Origin of the sequence: Nocardia sp. CWNU-33 (genome assembly GCF_046764895.1) — a bacterium.
In the GTDB taxonomy this organism is placed as follows: domain Bacteria; phylum Actinomycetota; class Actinomycetes; order Mycobacteriales; family Mycobacteriaceae; genus Nocardia.
The window spans coordinates 85,031-104,210 of sequence record NZ_JBKOQN010000003.1 but is presented as its reverse complement, the minus strand read 5'-3'; the positions used below and the strand labels follow the sequence as shown (position 1 = coordinate 104,210).

Genomic DNA, 19,180 nt, shown 5'->3' with positions numbered 1-19,180 from the left:
TGTCGATCTCCTTGTGAGATGGCCTGCGCGGTCACGCAGGTTGTTGCCCGGCCGGATGCTCGCGCGTTGTCCGATGGGGGTTGGCGAAATTACTTGGGCAGCTTCGGTGTGATCTGGCGGTCGATGATCGCCTGCAGCTGGCTGGATATATTGGCGAAAGCCGTTGCCGGGTCCGCGTTCTGCAGACCGATCTGCTCGAGCCCGGTGCCGATGATCTGGTCGCCGCCCGGTACGAACACCCGCGCGTAGTCCTGCGACTTGGTCAGCGGCAGCTGCTCGATGGCGACCTTCGCGTTCGGGTTCTTCGCCAGGAAGTCCACCTCGCTCGGATCGGTGACGGCCGACTTGCGCACCGGCATGTATCCGGTGCCCTGCGAGAAATACGCCGTGTTCGCGGCATTGGTGATGAACTCGATGAATTTGAGCGCGTTCACCTTCCGCTGGTCGGGAATACGCGACGGAATGGCAAGGCCCGCACCACCGGTGGTGACGCCGGGGCCGTTCGGGTGCGGCAGGAACGCGGTGCCGAATTCGAGCTTGCCCTCGGCATTCTTCTTGATGCCCTTCAGGTCGCCGGTGGAGGCGATGGTGGAGGCGATCACGCCGGTGCCGAAGTCGACCGCGATCTGTGGCTTGATGCCCGCGTACTTCTTGGTGTGGATCATGTCGCGCAGGAACTGGCCCGCCGCGATGGTTTTGGGGTCGGTGAACTTCAGCATCCACTGATCGGAGTAGGCGCCGCCGAAGGTCCAGTTCGGGCCCTGGAAGGTCCAGGCCAGATAGTTTTTCGCGTCGCCCCAGCCGTAGGCGAGCTTGCCTTCGCCGACGACCTGCTGCAGCTTGGGGCCCCATTCGTCGAATTCCTGCCAGCTCTGCGGTCCCCGGTCCGGGAGGCCGGCCTTCGACCACACGTCCTTGTTGTAATAGAACAGCGGTGTCGAGCGGGCGTAGGGCAGCGCGTAGTGCTTGCCGTTGAACACGTAGTCGGCGGCCAGCGAGTCGACGTAGTCCTCCAGCTTCACACCTGCGTCGCCGAAGTGCGCGTCCAGCGGTTCGATGGTGCCGTTGAGGGCGTAGTTGAACCACCAGACGTCCGACAGCACAACGACATCCGGCAGGTCGCCACCGGAGAGCGCCGCATTGAACTTCTGCGACACCTCCTCGTAGTTCTTGCCCGCATCGACCAGGTTGACCTTCAGGTCCGGGTGTTGGGCCTGGAACCGGTTGATCAGCTCGGTCTCGAGTTCCTTCGAGGTGCCAGGGTGGTTCGACCAGAAGGTAATAGTGTTGGCGTCGCCGGACTGCTTGCCGCCACCGCCGCTGCCCGCACAGGCGGTGAGCGCCGCGCCCGCGGCGACCGCGCCGGCCAGACCGATGAATCCGCGCCGCGACAGTGCGGGGAATTGTGAAGTGGACACGTGGTTTCTCCTGTATCGGTTAACCCTTGACCGCACCCGAGGTGAGGCCCTTGATCATGTGGCGCTGCAGCAGCAGGAACACCAGCAGAATCGGCAGCATGGTGAGCAGCGTGCCCGCCATCACCGGTCCCCAGTTGGTGACGCTCGGATTCTCGGTGTTCTGCAGCAGGGTGAGGCCGACAGGCAGGGTGGCGACGGTGGTGTCGTCGGCCATCAAGAACGGCCAGAGGTATTCGTTCCACTCGTTGACCAGCGTGACAACAGCGAAGGCAACCATGGTCGGCCCGGACATCGGCAGCACCACCCTGGTGAGTAGTCGCCACCAATTGGCGCCGTCCATCCTGGCCGCCTCGATCACCTCCACGGGCAGCGAGAGGAAGTGGTTGCGCATCAGGAACGTCCCGAAGGCGACGCCGCAGAGCGGAACGATGATGCCCTGGAAGGTGTTTCGCCAGCCCAGCTGGGCGATCAATGCGTAGTTGGAGATCACGGTGATCTGGTTGGGCACCATCAGCGCGGCGATGATGACGAGGAACACCACGTTCTTGCCGGGGAAGCGCAGGAACACCAGCCCATAGGCGCTGAGGATGCCGAGCACGAATTTGACCGCGGCGATCACGCCGGTGACGATCAGCGAGTTGCGCAGGAACGTCCAGAACGGCAGCGCGGTGGTGGCTTCCTCGTAGTTCTCCGGATGCCAGCTGTGTGGCCAGTACACGGCGGGTTGGGTGTAGATGTCCGGGCGCGCCTTGAACGAGGTGATGACGATCCAGAACAGCGGCACGCCGACGATGATCAGCACGCACAGCATGGCGGCGTAGCCGAGCAGCCGTACCAGCCGTTGCCGCGCCTGGTACGAAGACGTGGTCGGTCCGACGTGTTTCACTGCTCGCCTCGATCCATGATCCGCACCTGGATCAGCGTGATGGTCAGCAATACCAGGAACATGATGGTGGCCACGGTCGCGCCGTATCCGGCGCGGAAGTTCCGGAAGGACTCCTCGTAGACCTGGTAGACCATCGTCGTGGTTCCGGTGCCGAGCGGTCCGCCCCGTGTCATCACGTTGATGATGTCGAAGACCTGCAGCGAGTTCAGCAGCACCGTGATGGACAGGAAGAACGTGGTCGGGCGCAGCTGCGGCAGCAGCACCTTGGTGAAGGTGGTCCACCGGCTCGCGCCGTCCATCTCGGCCGCCTCCATCAGATCGGCCCGAGTGCCCTGTAGTGCGGCCAGATAGATGACGAAGGTGTAGCCGAGGTTCTTCCAGATATAGGTCACCGTCACCATGAACATCGCCCAGTGCGGGTCCTGATAGAAATCCGGCACCTCGTCCACGCCTATGCGGTGCAGCACATCCTGGACCAGGCCGAAGCTGGGATCGAAGATGAACTGGAACGCCACGCCGATGGCGGCGCCGGAGATGACGAACGGCGCGAAGATGGCCGAGCGGACCACGTTGCGGCCGAAGAGTTTACGGTCGAGCAGCAGCGCCAGCGCCAGGCCGATAACCATGCTTCCGACGACGGCGGCCAGGGTGAAAACCACTGTGTTGGTGACGATCTGCCAGGAATCCGACCGGCCCCACCACTCGCGGTAGTTGTCCAACCCGATGTAGGTCACGAAGGGGTCGGAGATGTTCCAGTCGGTAAACGACAGCCGGATGTTGTCCAGCAGTGGTCGATAGACGAACAGCGACAGCAACGCGAGATTCGGTACCAGCAACACGAAGAACAGCGCGTAGTCCTGCCACGGCCGCCCCCGTCCTCCGCGATCTCGGAGTTGCGGGAGCACACGCTCGGGGCTGGTTCGCACAGCGCGCACTCTACGGAAGATAGCAAACGACCGGTTAACATCACCCGTCAACCTGCTGAACTTTCCAACCACCGACCTAGTGAAACAAAAGCCGAACACTACGATCGGACTTTGCCCGAATTGATCGTAGTGTTCGGCTCTCGGTCACCCAGTTGCTGGGCCCATGCGCTGTCGCTAGCTCTACACGTTCCAGTCGCCGAAGCCGTCACTCGCGCTCAGGGTGCCGCCGTTGGTGTTCTGCACGATGACCGGGTCGCCCTTCTTGGTGTTCTCCAGGAACCACTTGGCGTTCTCGGTGCTCACGTTCAGGCAGCCGTGGCTGGCGTTCGAAACACCCTGCTGCGAAACCGACCACGGTGCGGCGTGCACGAAGATGCCGCTGTTGGAGATCCGCGTGGCGTACTCGACCTCGAGCTTGTAGCCCTCGGGATCGGTGATCGGGACGCCGTAGGTGGACGAATCCATCGTCATCTTGCGCAGCTGCTCGCCGACGTAGTACGTGCCGTTCGGGGTCTCGTGCTTGGTCTTGCCCATCGAGGTCGGCATTTCCTTCACGACCTCACCGTTGAGGGTGATCGTGATGGTGTGCGTGGTGTCGTCGGCGGTGCTGACCAGCGCGTCGCCGATGCGGAAGGCGCTGCGGGTGTCGCCCGCCTGCACGGTCACGTCGGTGTTGGCCGGCCAGAAGTCGTTCGGCCGCCAGCGCACCTGCTTGTCGCTGACCCAGCGGAAGTGGCCGGGCGCCGGAGTCGACGAGGTGACCTTGATGGCCTTCTCGGCGGTGGCGTGATCGGTGACCGGGTCCGTGAAGTTGATGATGATCGGCTGCGCGACGCCGACGGTCTCGCCGTCGGCGATGTTGATCGACGGCGGCGCGAAGTTCGCCTTCGGCGTCTGATCGGTGGCTGCGGGGGAAGAGGAGCCAGAGCCCCCGGGCAGCGGTGCGGCCTGGGCGGGCGCGACCAGCGCGGCGCCGACCGTCGCGATCGCCGCGGACAACAGGACGCCCTGCCGGATCCGGCGGGCTAGCTGCGCTCCCCGGTGTGCAGACGGCAACGACCTGGTGTGCAAAGCGACATGCATAGGTTTCTCGTCCATTCCATTTCTCGTCCGCCGGTAGCGAGCGAGATCTTTCATAGGCGCGGAGCCTCTGGAGGCACCCCACGAATGTGTTGCGGAACCAGTGACATGGCCCCGCGGATGAAGCGCGGAGCCCATGACGCGGCCCCGCGGGCATTTGACGCACCCGCCCCTGACGTCCATTCCTACCGTCGGGCGCGGCTCGGGGCCACCCGCTTTTCACATTGATTCGGTCCGAGTGTTCAATGTGGCGTGTGCCACAGATGTTGTTGGCGATCACCACCTTTCGCGAAAGTCGCCGGTCACAGCGGCGAGTCTCGATGCGGATGTGGAGCCGACCGGGTGGACGGTTGTAGCTGACACCAAACGGGTTCGTGATGTAAATCACGCCAAAACATCGAAGGGGATCGACCGCCGAGGACCGGTCGCGATGTTGTGCGGCACCGACAGCGGCGCCCGCCCACGCGCATAGCGCGGCGCCAGTCGCAGCCGAACCCGGCCGAGGATTGTCGCCAGCACGATCCGCAGTTCGTAGTCGGCCAACGATGCGCCGATGCAGCGCCGGTGACCGCCGCCGAACGGTGCGAACTCGAACGGCCCGTACCGGCGCTCGAGGAATCGCTCGGGCCGGAACTGCTCGGGCTCCGCCCACACCCGGGGCTCGGAATGCAGCAGCGGCACCGCGATGCCCATGGTGTCACCGGCCGCGAGTGGGACTCCGAGCAGCGAGAACGGCGCAGTGACCCGGCGCAGCACGATCGGCACCGTGGGATGTAGACGCAGCGTTTCCTGGCACACGGCGTCGAGATAGGGCAGACCCGCCAGCTCCAGCGGCGTCGCCTCGGGGCCTGCGGCCTGTATTTCCGCGCGTAGTCGTCCCAAGGCCGCTGGTTCCCGATGCAGATGGAACAGTGCCCACACCAGCGTGGTCGCGGTGGTCTCGTGCCCCGCGACCAGCAGGGTGCGCAGCTGGTCACACAGATCGGCGTCGGAGATCGCGGTGCCGTCGTCATAAGACGTTGTCAGCAGCATTCCGAGGATGTCGGCCGATCGGCTCGCCGGGTTCTTGCGCCTGGCGATATCGGCCAGGATCAGTGCGTCGAGCCGGTCGCGCGCCGCGACGAACCGATCCCACGGCGCCTGTCCGAACAGTCCGTGGCGCAGCACCGGCAGCAGCATCAGCGGCCCGGAAAACGCGGCGAGGAATTCGGCGACCGCGCTGGTGTACGCCGCCCGCTGCTCGTGGCTGTCCACTCCGAAGACGGCCTCCAGGATGACCCGCAGCGTGATGGCCCGCGCGGCCGCCCGTGAGTCGATGCGCGTGCCCGGCCGCCAGGCCGGGCCGGATCCTGCTGTATCACCGGATATTTCGGCCAGCGCTGAATCGCGGATGAGCTCGCTGTAGGCGCGGATGCGGGCGCTGTGGAAGGCGGGCGCGAGCAAGGTCCGGTCCTGCCGGTGCCGCTCGCCCGCAACGAGGATGAGCGACGCGCTGCCGACCAGCGGTTCGATCGGATTCGGCCGCGGCGGTTCGAGCAGGTCGGGTGGTGCGCGAAACATCTCGCGGGCGCCCTCGGGCGTTCCGGTGAACAGGACCGAACCGAGGCCGGGAAAGCGCACGAAGAACGGATCTCCCTCGTGCGCGCGGCGCCAGCGTAAGTACCGCTCGAAATCGATGCCCGCCGCAAGTGCGTGTGCGACCACCAGCCTCGGTGCCCGTGGGACATCCGGTGCTGGTTCGTCCTCACCATGCGACGGACCGACGTTCATATCTATAGGTACGAACTCATCGGCTTCGCGGTTCGACGCGCGGCATCAGTCCGGCGGCTCGATCGGATCGACGGCGACCTGCGTGGCCTGTCGATATTTGCGCACGGTGTTGCTTGCGATGGCCGCGACCTTCGCGAGCCGGGCGTCACCGAGCGCGGTGACGGCATTGCCGAGCCGGTTGGTGACGAAGGCGATCGACATGCCGAGCAAGGGATCGGCGTAAGCGCCGGAGCCGCCGATGCCGTAGTGCCCGAAGGCTTTTCGCGGCTGCTGTTTGGACATCAGCACCGGACGGTGATAGCCGAGGGTGAACCGCAGCGGGAATCCGAGCACGTAGTCGCGGTTTTCGGACGGCTGCACCTGATTGATGGTTTCGATCGTCTCCGGCTTCAGCAGCTGCACGGTTTCGATCCCCTGCGTGCCGCGATCCACCTCGACCCGCCCGCCGTTGGCGAGCGCACCGTACATCTCGGCCAGTGCGCGTGCCGAGAACACGCCATTCCATCCCGGCATCACCGCATCGTGCACCCGAGGATCGCGGACCAGCTCATCGAAGCTCTCGGGCATGCCCGCCTCGGCGAGTCCGCGGATCGGCCGCACCCACGACAGCACCGAAGATGCGGTGTTCCAGCGGATTCCGGGCGGACTCAGGTGCGGAAAGATCTTCGCGATCCGGTAGCGTTCGGATTCCGGTACTCGGAACCAGAATTCATCTCTGCCGAGCGGTACGGCGATCTCCCTGCGCAGCACGTCGGTGAACGGATCACCGGTCACCCGCTGCACGATCTCGGCAACCAGCCACCCGAAGGTGATCGCGTGATAGCCGGAGGAGCGGATGCGGCGCGGGTCGGCCGGACTTTCGGCGAGGGCCCGCACCACCGCGTCGTAGTCGAGGATGCCTTCGCGGCCGGGCACCAGCCCCCGCACCCGGTGCAGCCCGGCCCGGTGCGAGAGCACATCGCGCACCGTGATGTCGGCTTTACCGTGTGCGGCGAACTCCGGCCAGTACTCGGCCACCGGTGCGTCGTAGTCGATGAGGCCGCGTTCGGCCAGCCGGTGTACCACGGTGGAGGCGACACCCTTGCCGGTGGAGAAGGTGAGTGCCACATTGCCGCCGTTCCAGCGGCGATCCTTGGCCGCCCACCCGGCCCAGATATCGACGACGGGCCGGCCGTCGAGATAGATCGCGAGGGCGCCGCCGCCGCGGTTGGGCTGGGTGAACATGCCGAAGAAGTGGTCGGCCAACCGGACGAACCTCGGGTCAACGAGCATTTCCCGGGGCGCTGCCAGTCGCCTGCCGGATGGTTGAAAGGCAGAAACCATGCCTCGCACCTCCTGACCTGGGGACGGCCGAAGCGGGCACGAACTCAGCGGCCGGACGTTCAGCCTATCGCGGCGGGTGCGGTTTGCCAGCGACCGAACGGAGTTGCCAGACAGGTGGCGCCGGTCGTCGAACTCCAGGCGAGTGCCGCCGATCCGAGGCAGACCACGGCGTTGTCCGAGGATTCGACACCGGCGCGCGATCCGTCCAAGGCGATCGACACCGCGAGGATCGGCGCACCCGCGTCGCGCCCGCCAGGGTCGGCAATCGAGGTCAGGGCCACCGCATCCCTGCCGATTCCGATCGCGATCGGAATCCCGCCTGCCCCTTCGCTCGCGCCGACGCCACCGGCGGCGCCGATCCCGAACGCGATCGCGCCGAAGGTCGCCTTCGCGTAGCCGACGCCGTCGTACCCCGCGGCGCGGGCTCGGCCGGAGGTGTCGCTCGCGGCCCGGCATGCGGCGCGTCCATCGATAACGGTGATGTCGACTCCCTGGTCCGATGAGCAGTGCGCATCGGTTGCTGAGGCCAACGCCGGCAGCAGTAAGGAGGTGCCCATCGTGGCGGTCGTGCAGATGATTGTGCTGATCAGCTTCACGGACAACTCCTTTCACATGGGAATTACCACCCTACTCAGATCGGTTGCTGGGAATGCGATTCGGCCGGTGGGCCGCTGCGTCGTACCGCGGGTACCGACCAGGCGCCGTGCCGGCTTCGACTCGACGTGCGCGCCGCGCATGGTGTATGCATGGCGTGGTATTCAAGCTCTGCATTATCAACTTCGGATTCTGACGGGGGTGTGAGTTCGGAGCGTTACAGCTCGGGAGGACTGTTACGTGTCTGGTCGACTTCACTCGGGGCGGCTCGCGGTTGCCGCCGTCGCGGCGGTTGCCGCTGTTGCCGCGATCTTTGTGGCGGGATGTGGCTCCACTATCAGTGGCTCCGCACAGCCTGCGATGAACAATGGAACGGTCGATGCGCTATCGACAACAAGCACTCCGAAGACCTCGTTGGGCAGACCGACCACCGGCAGGCCCACCTCGGGCAAGCCGACGCCGACTTCGGCGGATCGCGGCGGCAGCACCGACTTCGAGGCCAACGTCGGTGACTGCGTGACCCTGGGCGGCACGGTGGCCGACGCCACCATCGCCAAGGCATCCTGTGGCAGCCGGGTATCGAACTACAAGGTCGTCGGCAAGGCTCCGAACAACAGTCAGTGCATCAGCGACCGCGACAACTACTATGCGGAAACGCTGAACGGCATCGAGCAGGGCGCGCTCTGCCTCGATATCGACTGGGTCGTCGGCGGCTGTATGGATGTCGGCGGCGAGGATCCCAAGCGCATCGACTGCACCGAGCGCGGCACCCAGCGCGTGAAGGTGACCAACATCCAGCAGAACGCCGACGATGCGGGCGCCTGCAGCAGCGGCACCGGATTCACCTACCCGGTCAGGCATTTCGTGGTCTGCGTTCAGGAGCTCTGAACCAGCAGGTATCCCCAGCAGCGGTCACCGGCGGATTTCTGGCCATGCGGCTAGGTTGGGTGGGTGAGCACCCTGGAGCTACCCCGCTTACATTCGGCCAAGGGCCGCTGGATCCTGCTGGCCACTATCCTCGGGTCGTCGGTGGCCTCGCTCGATGCCACCGTCGTCAACATCGCGCTGCCGCGGATCGGTGAGTCGTTGAACACCGACGTCGCCGGCCTGCAGTGGACGCTCAACGGCTACACGCTCACGCTCGCGTCGTTCATCCTGCTCGGCGGATCGCTCGGTGATCGCCTCGGCCGCCGCAAGGTCTTCGTCTGGGGCACCATCGGTTTCGCCATCGCCTCGGTGCTGTGCGGTGCCGCGGTGAACATCGAGATGCTGGTCTTCGCCCGGATCCTGCAGGGTGTGGCGGGCGCTATGCTGACGCCGGGCAGCCTGGCGCTGATCTCCTCGTCCATCGATCAGCGCGACCAGGGTGCGGCGATCGGGCTGTGGTCGGGGTTCGGCGGCGTCGCCGGTGCGCTCGGCCCGTTCCTCGGTGGCTGGCTGATCGACGTGGCGGGCTGGCAGTCCATCTTCTTCATCAATGTGCCGCTCGCACTGGTCGTCGTGCTGGTCGCGCTGCGGCATGTGCCGGAAAGTCACGATCCGAATGCCGCCGCGCGCCTGGATATTCCGGGAGCGGTGGTGGTCGCGCTGGCGCTGGGCGCGCTGACCTTCGGTTTGATCGACGGGATGCCGCTGCTCGTTGTCGCGGGCCTACTGCTGCTTGCGCTGTTCGTGGTCATCGAAGTGCGTAGTGATCATCCGTTGGTGCCGCCGTCGCTGTTCACCGGGTCGATGACGCGGGAAGCGAGTGCTGCGCAAGCCGTCGCCTCCGGGCCGTTCCCTTCCGGCGGGCGGGTGTTCACCGCGGCGAATCTGGTCACGCTCGCGGTCTACGCCGCCCTCGGCGGCGTCTTCTTCCTGCTGGTCATGCAGTTGCAGCTGGTGGCCGGATACTCGCCATTGATGTCGGGCGTCGCCACCGTCCCCGTCACGCTGATCATGCTGGTGCTCTCGGCGCCCGCGGGCCGATGGGCCCAGGTACACGGTCCACGCATCCCGATGACGGCCGGACCGCTGCTCGCGGGTGGTGGGCTGGTGCTGTTGCTGCGCATCGGACCGGACACCACCTATGTGACCGACGTGCTGCCCGGCGTGCTGTTGTTCGGCCTCGGCCTGTCGGTGCTCGTCGCCCCGCTCACCGGTGCGGTGCTCGGTGCGGTGCCCTCCAGTGAGGCCGGTATCGCCTCGGGTGTGAACAATGCCGTAGCCCGCACCGCTCAGCTGCTCGCGGTCGCCGCGCTGCCCGGGCTGGCCGGGATCTCCGGATCGCTCAGCGACCCGGTCGAATTCGATCGCGGGTTCGGTGTCGCCATGTGGATCTGTGTCGGCCTGCTGGTGGCAGGCGCGCTGCTGGCCGCGTTGCTGTTGCGGCAGCCGCGCCATACACCGTTGCTGGACAACGTCGACTGCATGCCGCAGTGCGGAATGTCGGGTCCCGCGCTGGCGCCCGCCGTGCACGAAGCGGCCGTCAACGAAAAATGAGCGGGCCGCACGGCCCGCTCATTTTTTTCCGACAGTGTTGGATCAGATCGGGTTGAAGCCCGCGCCGATGTCGCCACGTGCGTTGATGTCACCCATGATCGAGCTCATGTTGGTGCCGACCTCGGGCCCGAAGCAGGCGATGGCGAGGTAGGCGTTCACCATGCCGACCAGCGTGGTGCCGACGACGACCGGCGCGCCGGAATCGCCTTCCACCACACACATTTGCGACCAGGTCTCCATATTCGTCCCGAAGACATCGCCCCAGGAGATCCCGCAGGTGTTGCCGGTGGTCCGGCCTTCCTTGCAGACGATCATCGGGAACCGGGCCGGGCCGCCGATCCCGGTGATGGTCACGTTGCCGACGCGGTTCACCGGGGTGATCTTGCCCGGCTGGAACTCGATGATGGCGTAGTCGAGATCGTGGTTGGAGTAGACGAACCGGCCGATCTGGCCTGCGCCGCGGTCTGCCTCGGCGTACACCTGAGCGCCCGGGTCGCCGCAGTGTCCGGCGGTGAGGCCGACAAGTCGACCGCCGCCGTCGTAACCCACTGTGGTGACTGTGCATTCGAACTGATTGTCGATGATGATCCCCGAACCACCGCCCACGACCGGCGGGGCGGGTGCCGCGTCCGCTGCCCCTGCGCCCGTCCCGAGCAGCGCCGCACCAAGAGCTACGGCGAAGGCGGCGTTGGCCACCTTGGCGAGTTTGCTGAACATGTCCCTCCAGAGGTCGGAAATCCGCACGATATCAATCTGTCGCACCCATCGTGTCAGTATTCGGCCCCGGGCGCGTCATGTACTGGCCATGGCCGGGGGTGGTGCAGTGGCCACCTCATTTTTCGACATTTCAGGTCTAGCGTCTCTTACTACCGTAATAGCAATCTTCTATAAGTAACACTGTTTGCGCATCGAGTTTGTGTTTCGGTGACAAGTTCGTTGTGTCATGTCCGGTGCTCCGAAACAAATGCGATTTTCGATGAATATATTCCTCGTAATTGCGTCGAGATACTGAACATGATGCTGATCTGCGCAGGTGAACTGTAACTTGTTCTAGAAGATGGACGGTTAACTTTGGGCCCCGTACCAACGTCCGTGCCGCGTCTCATAGCTTTTCGCGAACAGTGACACGCGGCTATGACTGCAATCACATGACGATGATGTGTTCTGCACTACTCCGTAGTAAGGTGCGTCAAGCAAAGCAAGTCGTCGGGGTTTGGTTACCGGCGTCGAGAGGGGTTAGCCAGTGCAGTCGACCGAGAGTCCACCGTCGGAGTCACGGATGAGTGATGCGGTTGATTGGGTAAAAGGCTACTGGCAAGACCATCCGAAGCGGTCACTCGAGACCTTCGGCAGGCAGATCACGATGGGATTCGCTGCCGTTGCCGAGCTGTTCATCGCGATATTCCGACGCCGCTTTCCCTACAAAGAGTTCATCAAGCAGTGTGCTTTCATGTCGAGCGTCGCTGCGGCGCCGACGCTGTTGGTCGCCATCCCGATCGGTGTCATCGTTTCCATTCAGGTCGGCGCGGTCGCCGGCCAGGTCGGCGCGACCTCCTTCATCGGCGCGGCCAACGGTCTCGGCATCATCCAGCAAGGCGCACCGCTGGTCACCTCGCTGATGATCGCGGGCGCTGTCGGTTCGGCGATCTGCGCGGACCTCGGCTCGCGCACCATCCGCGAGGAGATCGACGCGATGCGGGTGATGGGCGTCGATCCGCTGCGCCGCCTGGTCGCCCCTCGGCTCGGTGCTGCCATGTTGGTCAGTGTGCTGCTCTGCGGTTTCGTTGTTTTCGTCGGATTCTTGACCGGCTACATTTTCAATATTTTCGCACAGAACGGTACGCCCGGTTCTTACGTCGGCACCTTCTCCTCGTTCGCAGTGACCGTCGATCTCCTTGTGGCACTGGTGAAATCGCTGATCTTCGGGTTGCTCGCGGCCATCATCGCCTGCGATACCGGGCTCAATACCCGTGGCGGCCCCGGCGGAGTGGCGAACTCGGTGAACTCCGCGGTGGTCAGCTCCGCGATCATGTTGTTCGGAGTGAACCTCATCATCACCCAGATCTACAACGTACTTCTCCCTCCACAGGTGGTCTGAGCCGGTGTCATCAACTTATGTGCCGCCGCTGCTGCGGCCACTTCAGCAACTGACGAAGTTCGCACAGGCGCCGGTAAATATGGTCGCGCGCCTGGGGCACCAGGTGTTCTTTTTCCTACGGTCGATCGCGTCGATCCCGACGGCGCTCAAGCAGTATCCGAAGGAAGTGTGGCGGCTGCTGTCGGATGTCACCTGGGGCAACGGCAGCCTGGTCGTCGGCGGCGGCACCATCGGCGTCGTGCTGATCCTCAGCGCGTTCGGCGGCATGACGGTCGGCATCCAGGGCTACACCTCGCTGAATCTGCTCGGCCTCAGCCCGATCACCGGCGCCATCTCGGCCTTCGCCACCACCCGAGAACTGGGACCGCTGTTGGCGGCCTTGGCATTTGCCGCACAGGCAGGCTGTCGATTCACCGCGCAGCTGGGCGCGATGCGCATCTCCGAAGAGATCGACGCGCTCGACTCCATCGCCATCAAGCCGCTGCCCTACCTGGTGAGCACTCGCATGTTCGCGGCGATGGTCGCCATCGTCCCGCTCTACTGCCTCGGCCTCGCCATGGCCTACATCTCGTGCTCGCTGACCGTGCAGCTGATCGGAGGCACATCGAGCGGCACCTACGCGCACTACTTCTATCAGTTCCTCATACCGACGGACGTGCTCTACTCACTGGCCAAGGCCATGCTGTTCGTCGCGATCACCACGTTTATCCAGTGCTACTACGGCTTCTTCGCCTCCGGTGGACCGGAAGGTGTGGGTGTCGCGGCAGGCCGGGCGATCAAGATGTGCATCATCGTGGTGGTGTTCGCGGACCTGTTCATGACGTTGGCGATCTGGGGCGTCAACCCTGGCATCCGGATTTCTGGGTAGGGCGAGATGATCATCGATCCGAGTGGGCGCGGACCCACCATGCGGCAGTTGCTCATCGCAGGCGTCTGCGGTCTGGTCGTCTTCGCGCTGATCCTGGGCTTCCTGATGGCCCGCTACCGTGGCTATTTCGTGCCGAAGGTGAATGTGGTCGCCAATCTGACGACCACTGGCGACGGACTGCCGAGCCAGGCCGACGTCAAGTTCCGCGGCGTGCTCGTCGGGGCTGTCAAGAACGTCAACGTGGCCGCCAAGGGCGAAGAGCAGAAGGTACAGATCGAGCTGAAGCCGGAGTTCGCCGGCGACATCCCGTCGAATGTGACCGCCCGTGTTGTCCCGAGCAACCTGTTCGCCGTCACCTCCGTCGAGCTCGTCTTCAACGGACCCGCCGACCAGTACCTGCACGATGGCTCGCAGATCGAAGAGGACCGCAGCCAAGGCACCATCGCGCTGCAGGACACGCTGACCACGGTCCGCACCATCCTCGACAAGATCGACCCGGTGCAGTTCGGCCGCGTGCTCGGCACGCTGTCGCAGGCGCTCGACGGCAGTGGCCGGATGCCCGGCTCCACCGTCGAACGGTTGGATCGCTGGCTCACCGCGGTCGACGAGTCGATCCCGAATCTCGGTGTGCTGCTGGACGATTTCTCCCACTCGTTCCAGGCGCTCAACCAGTCCGCGCCGGAGCTGCTCGACGTGCTCGGCAGCTCGGTGAAGACCGCACAGACGATCGCCGACCGGCGCACCGCGCTGATCGCGCTGATCTCCAACGGCGCGGGCACGGTGGACACCGTGAACGCACTCTTCGCGCGCAACGGTGACGTGGGCAAGCAGGTGACCGCGGGCACCAGCGACATGTTCGGTGCGCTCGCGGGCGATGCGAACTCGATCCCGGAGGCGATCGAGAGCCTCAACACCTCGCTGCGCAAACTGAGCCAGACCTTCCATTGGGGCCCGCAGCGGCAGATGGTGTGGAACGCAGGCGTCACGCTCACCCCGTACAAGCCGTACACCGTGGACGACTGCCCTCGCTACGGCAGTCTGCCCGGTCCGAGCTGCGTCACCGCACCGGCGATCGCCGACCCCGGCTACCTGCCGGAGTCGATGCGGCCGCGGGCGCTGGATTCGGCGGCCGGCCTGCCGAGGCTGCCGCTGCCCGCGGGTCTGCCGGACATCCCGGGTGTGACCACTCCGGGTGGCACCGCGGACACCGCCGGTGTGCCCGGCTCGAACGCGCCGAGGTCCTCGAGTCCGTTCGCGGGCACACCGCTGGAAGGGCTTTTCCCCCAGCTGTTCCCGCCCGCACCCGGCGGCTCCCCCACTCCCGCGCCGGCGGCCAAGCCGGCGCCGGAGCCGGGGCTACCCGCGCAACCGGCCAGTACTCCGTCGGCCGGTCCCATTGCGTACGAAGGAGATGCCGCGATCACTGCGCTGCTCGGGCGGCGTCCGACGACCGCCGAATATCTGTTGCTGAGTTCGGCGCTGCGTGGGGGAACCCTGCAGGTCACCGAGAGCGGTGAGGGCAAGTGAGCGTTCGCAAACCACTGATCGGATTCGGTCTGTTCGCGTTGGTGTCGATCCTGGTGACCGTGGTCATCTGGAACACCCTCGCGCGCGTCGTCGACGGTGACACCAACAGCTACACGGCCACATTCACCGATGTGCTCGGACTGCGTGAGGGCGACGACGTCCGTATGGCAGGCGTGCGGGTCGGCAAGGTCGAGAAGATCGAACTCGACCGCAAGAACGACGCCAAGGTGACGTTCATCGTGCAGCGCAACCAGACGGTATACGACGACACGAAAGCCCTTGTCCGCTACCAGAACCTGATCGGCCAGCGGTATATCGCGCTGGCGCCGGGCAAATCGGCGAGCCCGGCCGCACTGAAGAACAAGGCGAGCATTCCACTGGAACGCACCGAGCCGTCTTTCGACGTTTCGGCGCTGCTCAACGGATTCCAGCCGCTGTTCCAGGTATTGCAGCCCGAGCAGGTGAACAGGCTGTCGGAGACCTTCATCCAGGCATTGCAGGGTGACGGTGTTTCGTTGAGCGCGTTCATCACTCAAGCCGCGACCCTGGCCACGGATTTCCAGCGCCGGGACGCAATTCTCAGCGATGTGATCACCAACCTCAGCGGCGTGATGCAGGGGTTGGCCAAGCGAGGTGATGAATTGGAGACCTTGGTGACCCAGACCCGGTCACTGATCGGCGGTCTGTACGACCAGGGACAGTCCCTGCAGCAATCCACCGAGCAGATCGCGGATGCGACCAGCTCCCTGGTCGACATGATCGGACTGGTTCAGCCGAAGATGAAGACGGCGCAGGACTCGACGAGCGCCGCGCTGACGCTGCTGATCGCCAACGGCGCCAGGCTCGACCAGGCGGCCATCGACCTGCCGGGGATGCTCTCGAACCTCGGCAAGGCCACCCAGGACGGCGCCTACGCGAACGCCTACATGTGCAAACTGGATGTCTCGCTGTACGGCATCCTGCTCCCGCGCGGTCTGCTCACCCAGATCGGCGGCAACGGACAGTCGGCGGTGTGCCGCCCATGATGACCAAGATCAGATCCAGGTTCGACAACAACCGGAACTTCTGGCTCGGCGTCGTCGGCGCGGTGCTCGTTCTCGGGCTGCTGATCGGCTCGAGCGTCTACAAGCTGATCGGTGTCGGCGAGCAGACGGTGAAGGCCGAATTCGCCCAGACCGCAGGGGTCAAGGTCGGCGACAAGGTCAACGTGGCCGGCGTCCCGAGTGGCCGGGTTGCGGATGCGAAGCTCGAGGGCGGGCACATTCTGCTCTCCCTGAGCGTCAATGACGACATCGAGCTCGGACCGGACGCCAAGGCCTCCATCAAGATGGCCACGCTGCTGGGCGCCAGGTACGTGGATCTGGAGCCGGGTGACGGTTCGGGTCTGAAGGGCAATCGGATTCCGTTGTCCAACACCGCGGTTCCCTACAACCTCGCCGATGTGGTCGAGATCGGCACCCCGAAGTTCGAGGCGCTCGACACCAAGAAGCTGGCTACCTCGCTGGACATGATCAACAAGCAGATGGGCGATTCACCGCAGCTCACGGCGCAGGCGCTGGACAGCATCGGCGTGCTGGCCAAGGTGATGGACGCGCGCAAGGGCGAGGTCGACGGTCTGCTCAAGGATCTCAATCGGGTCACCCAGATTCTCGGCGACAACCGCAACAGTGTGCTGTTGGTGATCACCCAGGGCGAGGCCATCGCGAACCGGGTGATGGAGCGCCAGGGCCTGCTGCGCCAGCTGCTGGACAATGTGTCGACGCTCAGTAGGCAGTTGCAGGAGATCGGCGCTGCGAACAACAACCAGCTCGGCCCGACCATCACGCAGCTGAACACCATGGCAGAGGGTCTGCAGAAGAACAAGGACAATCTCGACCGGCTGCTGCAGATCATGCCGGTGTCGGTGCGCCAGTTCAACAATGCGTTCGGCAACGGTCCCTACGGTGAGGTCGGTCTGCCGTGGGTGTTCCCCGATAACTGGTTGTGCTTCGCCCACATGATCGAGGGATGCCAGGGATGAACCTCAGGACCATCGCCAAGACCGTCGCGATCAGCGCCGCGGCGCTCGCGGTCGGCAGCTGCTCGATTCTGCCGAGCTCGGTGAACAACGCCTTCGGCAACCAAATGCACATCACCGCGGACTTCGAGAACATCGCGGGTATGTACGAGGGCAATCCGGTGACGGTGCTCGGGCTGGAAGTCGGCAAGGTAGACAAGATCATTCCGAAGGGCACTCTGGTCGAGGTCCACCTGTCGATCGACTCCGGGGTGAAGATCCCGAAAGATGCGATGGCCGCGATTGTTTCGCCGTCCATCGTGACCGATCGACACATCGAGCTGACCCCGGTCTACACCCAGGGCGCCACCATGTCCGACGGCGCCCACCTGCTGAAGGCGCGCACCAGGACGCCGGTCGAGCTGGATACGATGATCAAGACCATCGATCAGTTCGCCGCCGCACTGAAGCCCGAACCCGGTTCCGAAGGCATCGGCCCACTCTCGGGCCGGGTGCTGTACCCGATGGTGAACGGCCAGGGCGAAAAGATGCGCGACACACTCAATGCGCTCTCCGGCGCACTGAAGGTCGGTGTCGACAACAAGGATGCGGTCTCCAACATCATCGTCAAGCTGAACGAGCTGACCACGATGCTGGCCGAAAACGACCAGTCCGTCCGTGATTTCAGCAATCGGATGACGCAGATGACGGGACTGCTGGCCGATCAGGCGCCCGGCCTCGAGGCGACGTTGCAACAGCTCAACGACTTCCTGAACAACACCAGTTCGGTGTTCGTGCAGTACCAGGATCAGTTGTCGAGCTCGCTCGTCGGGCTGACCAAGGTGACCGACCAACTGCGCGCCAATGCGCGTGGCGTCACCGAGGTCGTCGATATCGCGCCGCTGCTCATGTACAACCTCGATCGGTCGGTGAACAGGGAGATGGGTTACATCCGACTGCACGGAAATATCCAGACCTTCCTCAACGGCGAGCTGTTGAGCGTGTTCTGTGAACGGATTCAGATGAAGCCGGACGGATGCCGAACCGGGAGGCTCGAGGACCTGGGACCCGACCTGGGAATTACGGCGGCACTGCTGGGGATGACCAAATGACCAACCGGCTGATGAAGAACGCAAGCCGCACGCTGATCGCGTTGGCGGTGGCGACCGGTGTCGCGGTGACCTCCGGTTGCGGATTCACCGTGGAGAAACTGCCGCTGCCCAAGCCGGGCGCGAGCGGCGAAACCTACACCGTGCACGCGGTTTTCGAGAACGCGCTGAACCTGCCGGATCAGGCCAAGGTGAAGATCGGCGGTTCGGATGTCGGGGTGGTCTCCAACATCAGGACGAAGAACTTCCAGGCCATCGTCGATCTGACCATTCGCAAGGACATCGAGTTGCCCCTCGGCAGCACCGCCGAGCTGCGTCAGGCCACACCGCTCGGTGATGTTTTCATCTCGGTGTCCAAGCCGAAGTCGGAGCCGGGCACGCAGATCCTGCACCAGGGTGACACGCTCGGGCTCGACAAGACCTCGGCAGGCGCCACGGTCGAGGAGCTGCTCATCTCGGTCTCCATGCTGTTCAACGGCGGCGGTGTCGCCGCGCTGAGCAAGCTGACCTCGGAGCTGGATTCGATCGTCGGCGGTCGCGGTGCGCAGATGGCACATCTGATCACCGAGATGACCGGGGTCGTCACAAGTTTGAACGACAACACCACCCGCGTCGACAACGTGCTCAACCAGTTCAGCGCGCTGGCGACGACCATCGAGACCAGGCGCTCGGAACTCGGTCAGGTCGCCGACACGCTGCCGCAGATGATCGGTGCCGTCGCGGAGAACAACCGGGCCATCGGCGATTTGCTGACCAAGATTTCGACGACCAGCGCGGCGCTCGGCGACTACGCCAGCAGCTCGGGCGGTCAACTGGCCAGCCTGCTCGACAATGTCCATCAGCTGATGGACGCGCTGGCCAGGACCGAACAGAATTTCGGACCGGCGCTGGATGCGCTGCGCGAGATGAAACCCGGTGTCGACGCGTCGTTCCGCGGCAACAGCCTCGCCGTCTACGCGACCGCGACGAACCTCGACCTCAGCGTGCTGAGTGACCCGGCGCACGGCAAGATCCAGGATCTTCGTGACGTGGGCGATTTCGCGGGCAGCCTGATCACCGTCCTGCAGTTGATCCAAGCCCGAGTGACGGGGGCCTATAAGTGAC

Annotated in this window: 18 protein-coding genes; 9 read left to right on the top strand and 9 right to left on the bottom strand. The window is 64.7% G+C overall.

Annotation, left to right across the window (positions count from 1 at the left end):
* Positions 1–89: 89 nt before the first annotated feature.
* The 8 genes from ACLMAL_RS04855 to ACLMAL_RS04820 form a co-directional block, all read right to left on the bottom strand.
* Entirely contained in the window at positions 90–1,418 is a 1,329-nt protein-coding gene (locus tag ACLMAL_RS04855; RefSeq protein ID WP_411997977.1) for an ABC transporter substrate-binding protein, read from the bottom strand.
* A gap of 19 nt (positions 1,419–1,437) precedes the next feature.
* The gene (locus tag ACLMAL_RS04850; protein WP_411998142.1) at positions 1,438–2,229 is read right to left on the bottom strand and encodes a carbohydrate ABC transporter permease; all 792 of its coding nucleotides are present in this window, start codon (positions 2,227–2,229) and stop codon (positions 1,438–1,440) included.
* A 71-nt stretch (positions 2,230–2,300) separates the two neighbouring features.
* Positions 2,301–3,230 (bottom strand): carbohydrate ABC transporter permease, encoded by a 930-nt coding sequence (locus ACLMAL_RS04845; RefSeq protein WP_411997976.1) that lies wholly within the window; start codon positions 3,228–3,230, stop codon positions 2,301–2,303.
* A gap of 180 nt (positions 3,231–3,410) precedes the next feature.
* Positions 3,411–4,328, bottom strand: coding sequence for a L,D-transpeptidase (locus ACLMAL_RS04840; protein WP_411997975.1), 918 nt, complete (start codon positions 4,326–4,328; stop codon positions 3,411–3,413).
* A 366-nt stretch (positions 4,329–4,694) separates the two neighbouring features.
* Positions 4,695–6,014, bottom strand: coding sequence for a cytochrome P450 (locus tag ACLMAL_RS04835; RefSeq protein WP_411997974.1), 1,320 nt, complete (start codon positions 6,012–6,014; stop codon positions 4,695–4,697).
* Positions 6,015–6,125: 111 nt separating this feature from the next.
* Positions 6,126–7,403 (bottom strand): serine hydrolase domain-containing protein, encoded by a 1,278-nt coding sequence (locus ACLMAL_RS04830; RefSeq protein WP_411997973.1) that lies wholly within the window; start codon positions 7,401–7,403, stop codon positions 6,126–6,128.
* 59 nt (positions 7,404–7,462) lie between these two features.
* On the bottom strand, positions 7,463–7,999 hold the full coding sequence (locus tag ACLMAL_RS04825; protein ID WP_411997972.1) for a DUF6764 family protein: 537 nt from the start codon (positions 7,997–7,999) through the stop codon (positions 7,463–7,465).
* A 252-nt stretch (positions 8,000–8,251) separates the two neighbouring features.
* Positions 8,252–8,548, bottom strand: a complete 297-nt coding sequence (locus ACLMAL_RS04820; RefSeq protein WP_328407678.1) for a hypothetical protein — start codon at positions 8,546–8,548, stop codon at positions 8,252–8,254.
* Between ACLMAL_RS04820 and ACLMAL_RS04815 the strand changes: the two genes are divergently transcribed.
* Together ACLMAL_RS04815 and ACLMAL_RS04810 are read left to right on the top strand one after the other, a co-directional pair.
* A complete protein-coding gene (locus tag ACLMAL_RS04815; RefSeq protein ID WP_328407676.1) occupies positions 8,532–8,885 on the top strand; it encodes a hypothetical protein in 354 nt (117 codons plus the stop codon). The two genes, ACLMAL_RS04820 and ACLMAL_RS04815, sit on opposite strands and share 17 nt — an antisense overlap.
* A 63-nt stretch (positions 8,886–8,948) precedes the next feature.
* Complete coding sequence (locus ACLMAL_RS04810) at positions 8,949–10,478, top strand: MFS transporter (RefSeq protein ID WP_411997971.1); 1,530 nt, start codon at positions 8,949–8,951, stop codon at positions 10,476–10,478.
* 42 nt (positions 10,479–10,520) lie between these two features.
* Here the strand turns inward: ACLMAL_RS04810 and ACLMAL_RS04805 are convergent, their stop codons facing one another.
* Positions 10,521–11,195, bottom strand: coding sequence for a S1 family peptidase (locus ACLMAL_RS04805; protein WP_411997970.1), 675 nt, complete (start codon positions 11,193–11,195; stop codon positions 10,521–10,523).
* A 562-nt stretch (positions 11,196–11,757) separates the two neighbouring features.
* On the opposite strand from ACLMAL_RS04805, the gene ACLMAL_RS04800 reads away from it, so the two are divergent.
* Genes ACLMAL_RS04800 through ACLMAL_RS04770 form a run of 7 tightly spaced genes read left to right on the top strand, consistent with a single transcriptional unit; the run spans position 11,758 to position 19,179 of the window.
* Positions 11,758–12,576 (top strand): ABC transporter permease, encoded by an 819-nt coding sequence (locus ACLMAL_RS04800; RefSeq protein WP_328407670.1) that lies wholly within the window; start codon positions 11,758–11,760, stop codon positions 12,574–12,576.
* 4 nt (positions 12,577–12,580) lie between these two features.
* The gene (locus tag ACLMAL_RS04795; RefSeq protein WP_411997969.1) at positions 12,581–13,444 is read left to right on the top strand and encodes an MlaE family ABC transporter permease; all 864 of its coding nucleotides are present in this window, start codon (positions 12,581–12,583) and stop codon (positions 13,442–13,444) included.
* Between the two features lie 6 nt (positions 13,445–13,450).
* Positions 13,451–14,971 carry an MCE family protein gene (locus tag ACLMAL_RS04790; RefSeq protein WP_411997968.1) on the top strand — a complete coding sequence of 507 codons (1,521 nt, stop codon included), beginning with the start codon at positions 13,451–13,453 and terminating at the stop codon, positions 14,969–14,971.
* A complete protein-coding gene (locus ACLMAL_RS04785; protein ID WP_411997967.1) occupies positions 14,968–15,996 on the top strand; it encodes an MCE family protein in 1,029 nt (342 codons plus the stop codon). The genes ACLMAL_RS04790 and ACLMAL_RS04785 overlap by 4 nt, the downstream gene beginning before the upstream one ends.
* Positions 15,996–16,991 (top strand): MCE family protein, encoded by a 996-nt coding sequence (locus ACLMAL_RS04780; protein ID WP_411997966.1) that lies wholly within the window; start codon positions 15,996–15,998, stop codon positions 16,989–16,991. Before ACLMAL_RS04785 ends, ACLMAL_RS04780 begins: the two co-directional genes overlap by 1 nt.
* Positions 16,988–18,079, top strand: a complete 1,092-nt coding sequence (locus tag ACLMAL_RS04775) for an MlaD family protein (RefSeq protein ID WP_328407665.1) — start codon at positions 16,988–16,990, stop codon at positions 18,077–18,079. The genes ACLMAL_RS04780 and ACLMAL_RS04775 overlap by 4 nt, the downstream gene beginning before the upstream one ends.
* A complete protein-coding gene (locus ACLMAL_RS04770; RefSeq protein WP_411997965.1) occupies positions 18,076–19,179 on the top strand; it encodes an MlaD family protein in 1,104 nt (367 codons plus the stop codon). The genes ACLMAL_RS04775 and ACLMAL_RS04770 overlap by 4 nt, the downstream gene beginning before the upstream one ends.
* Position 19,180 lies beyond the last annotated feature (1 nt).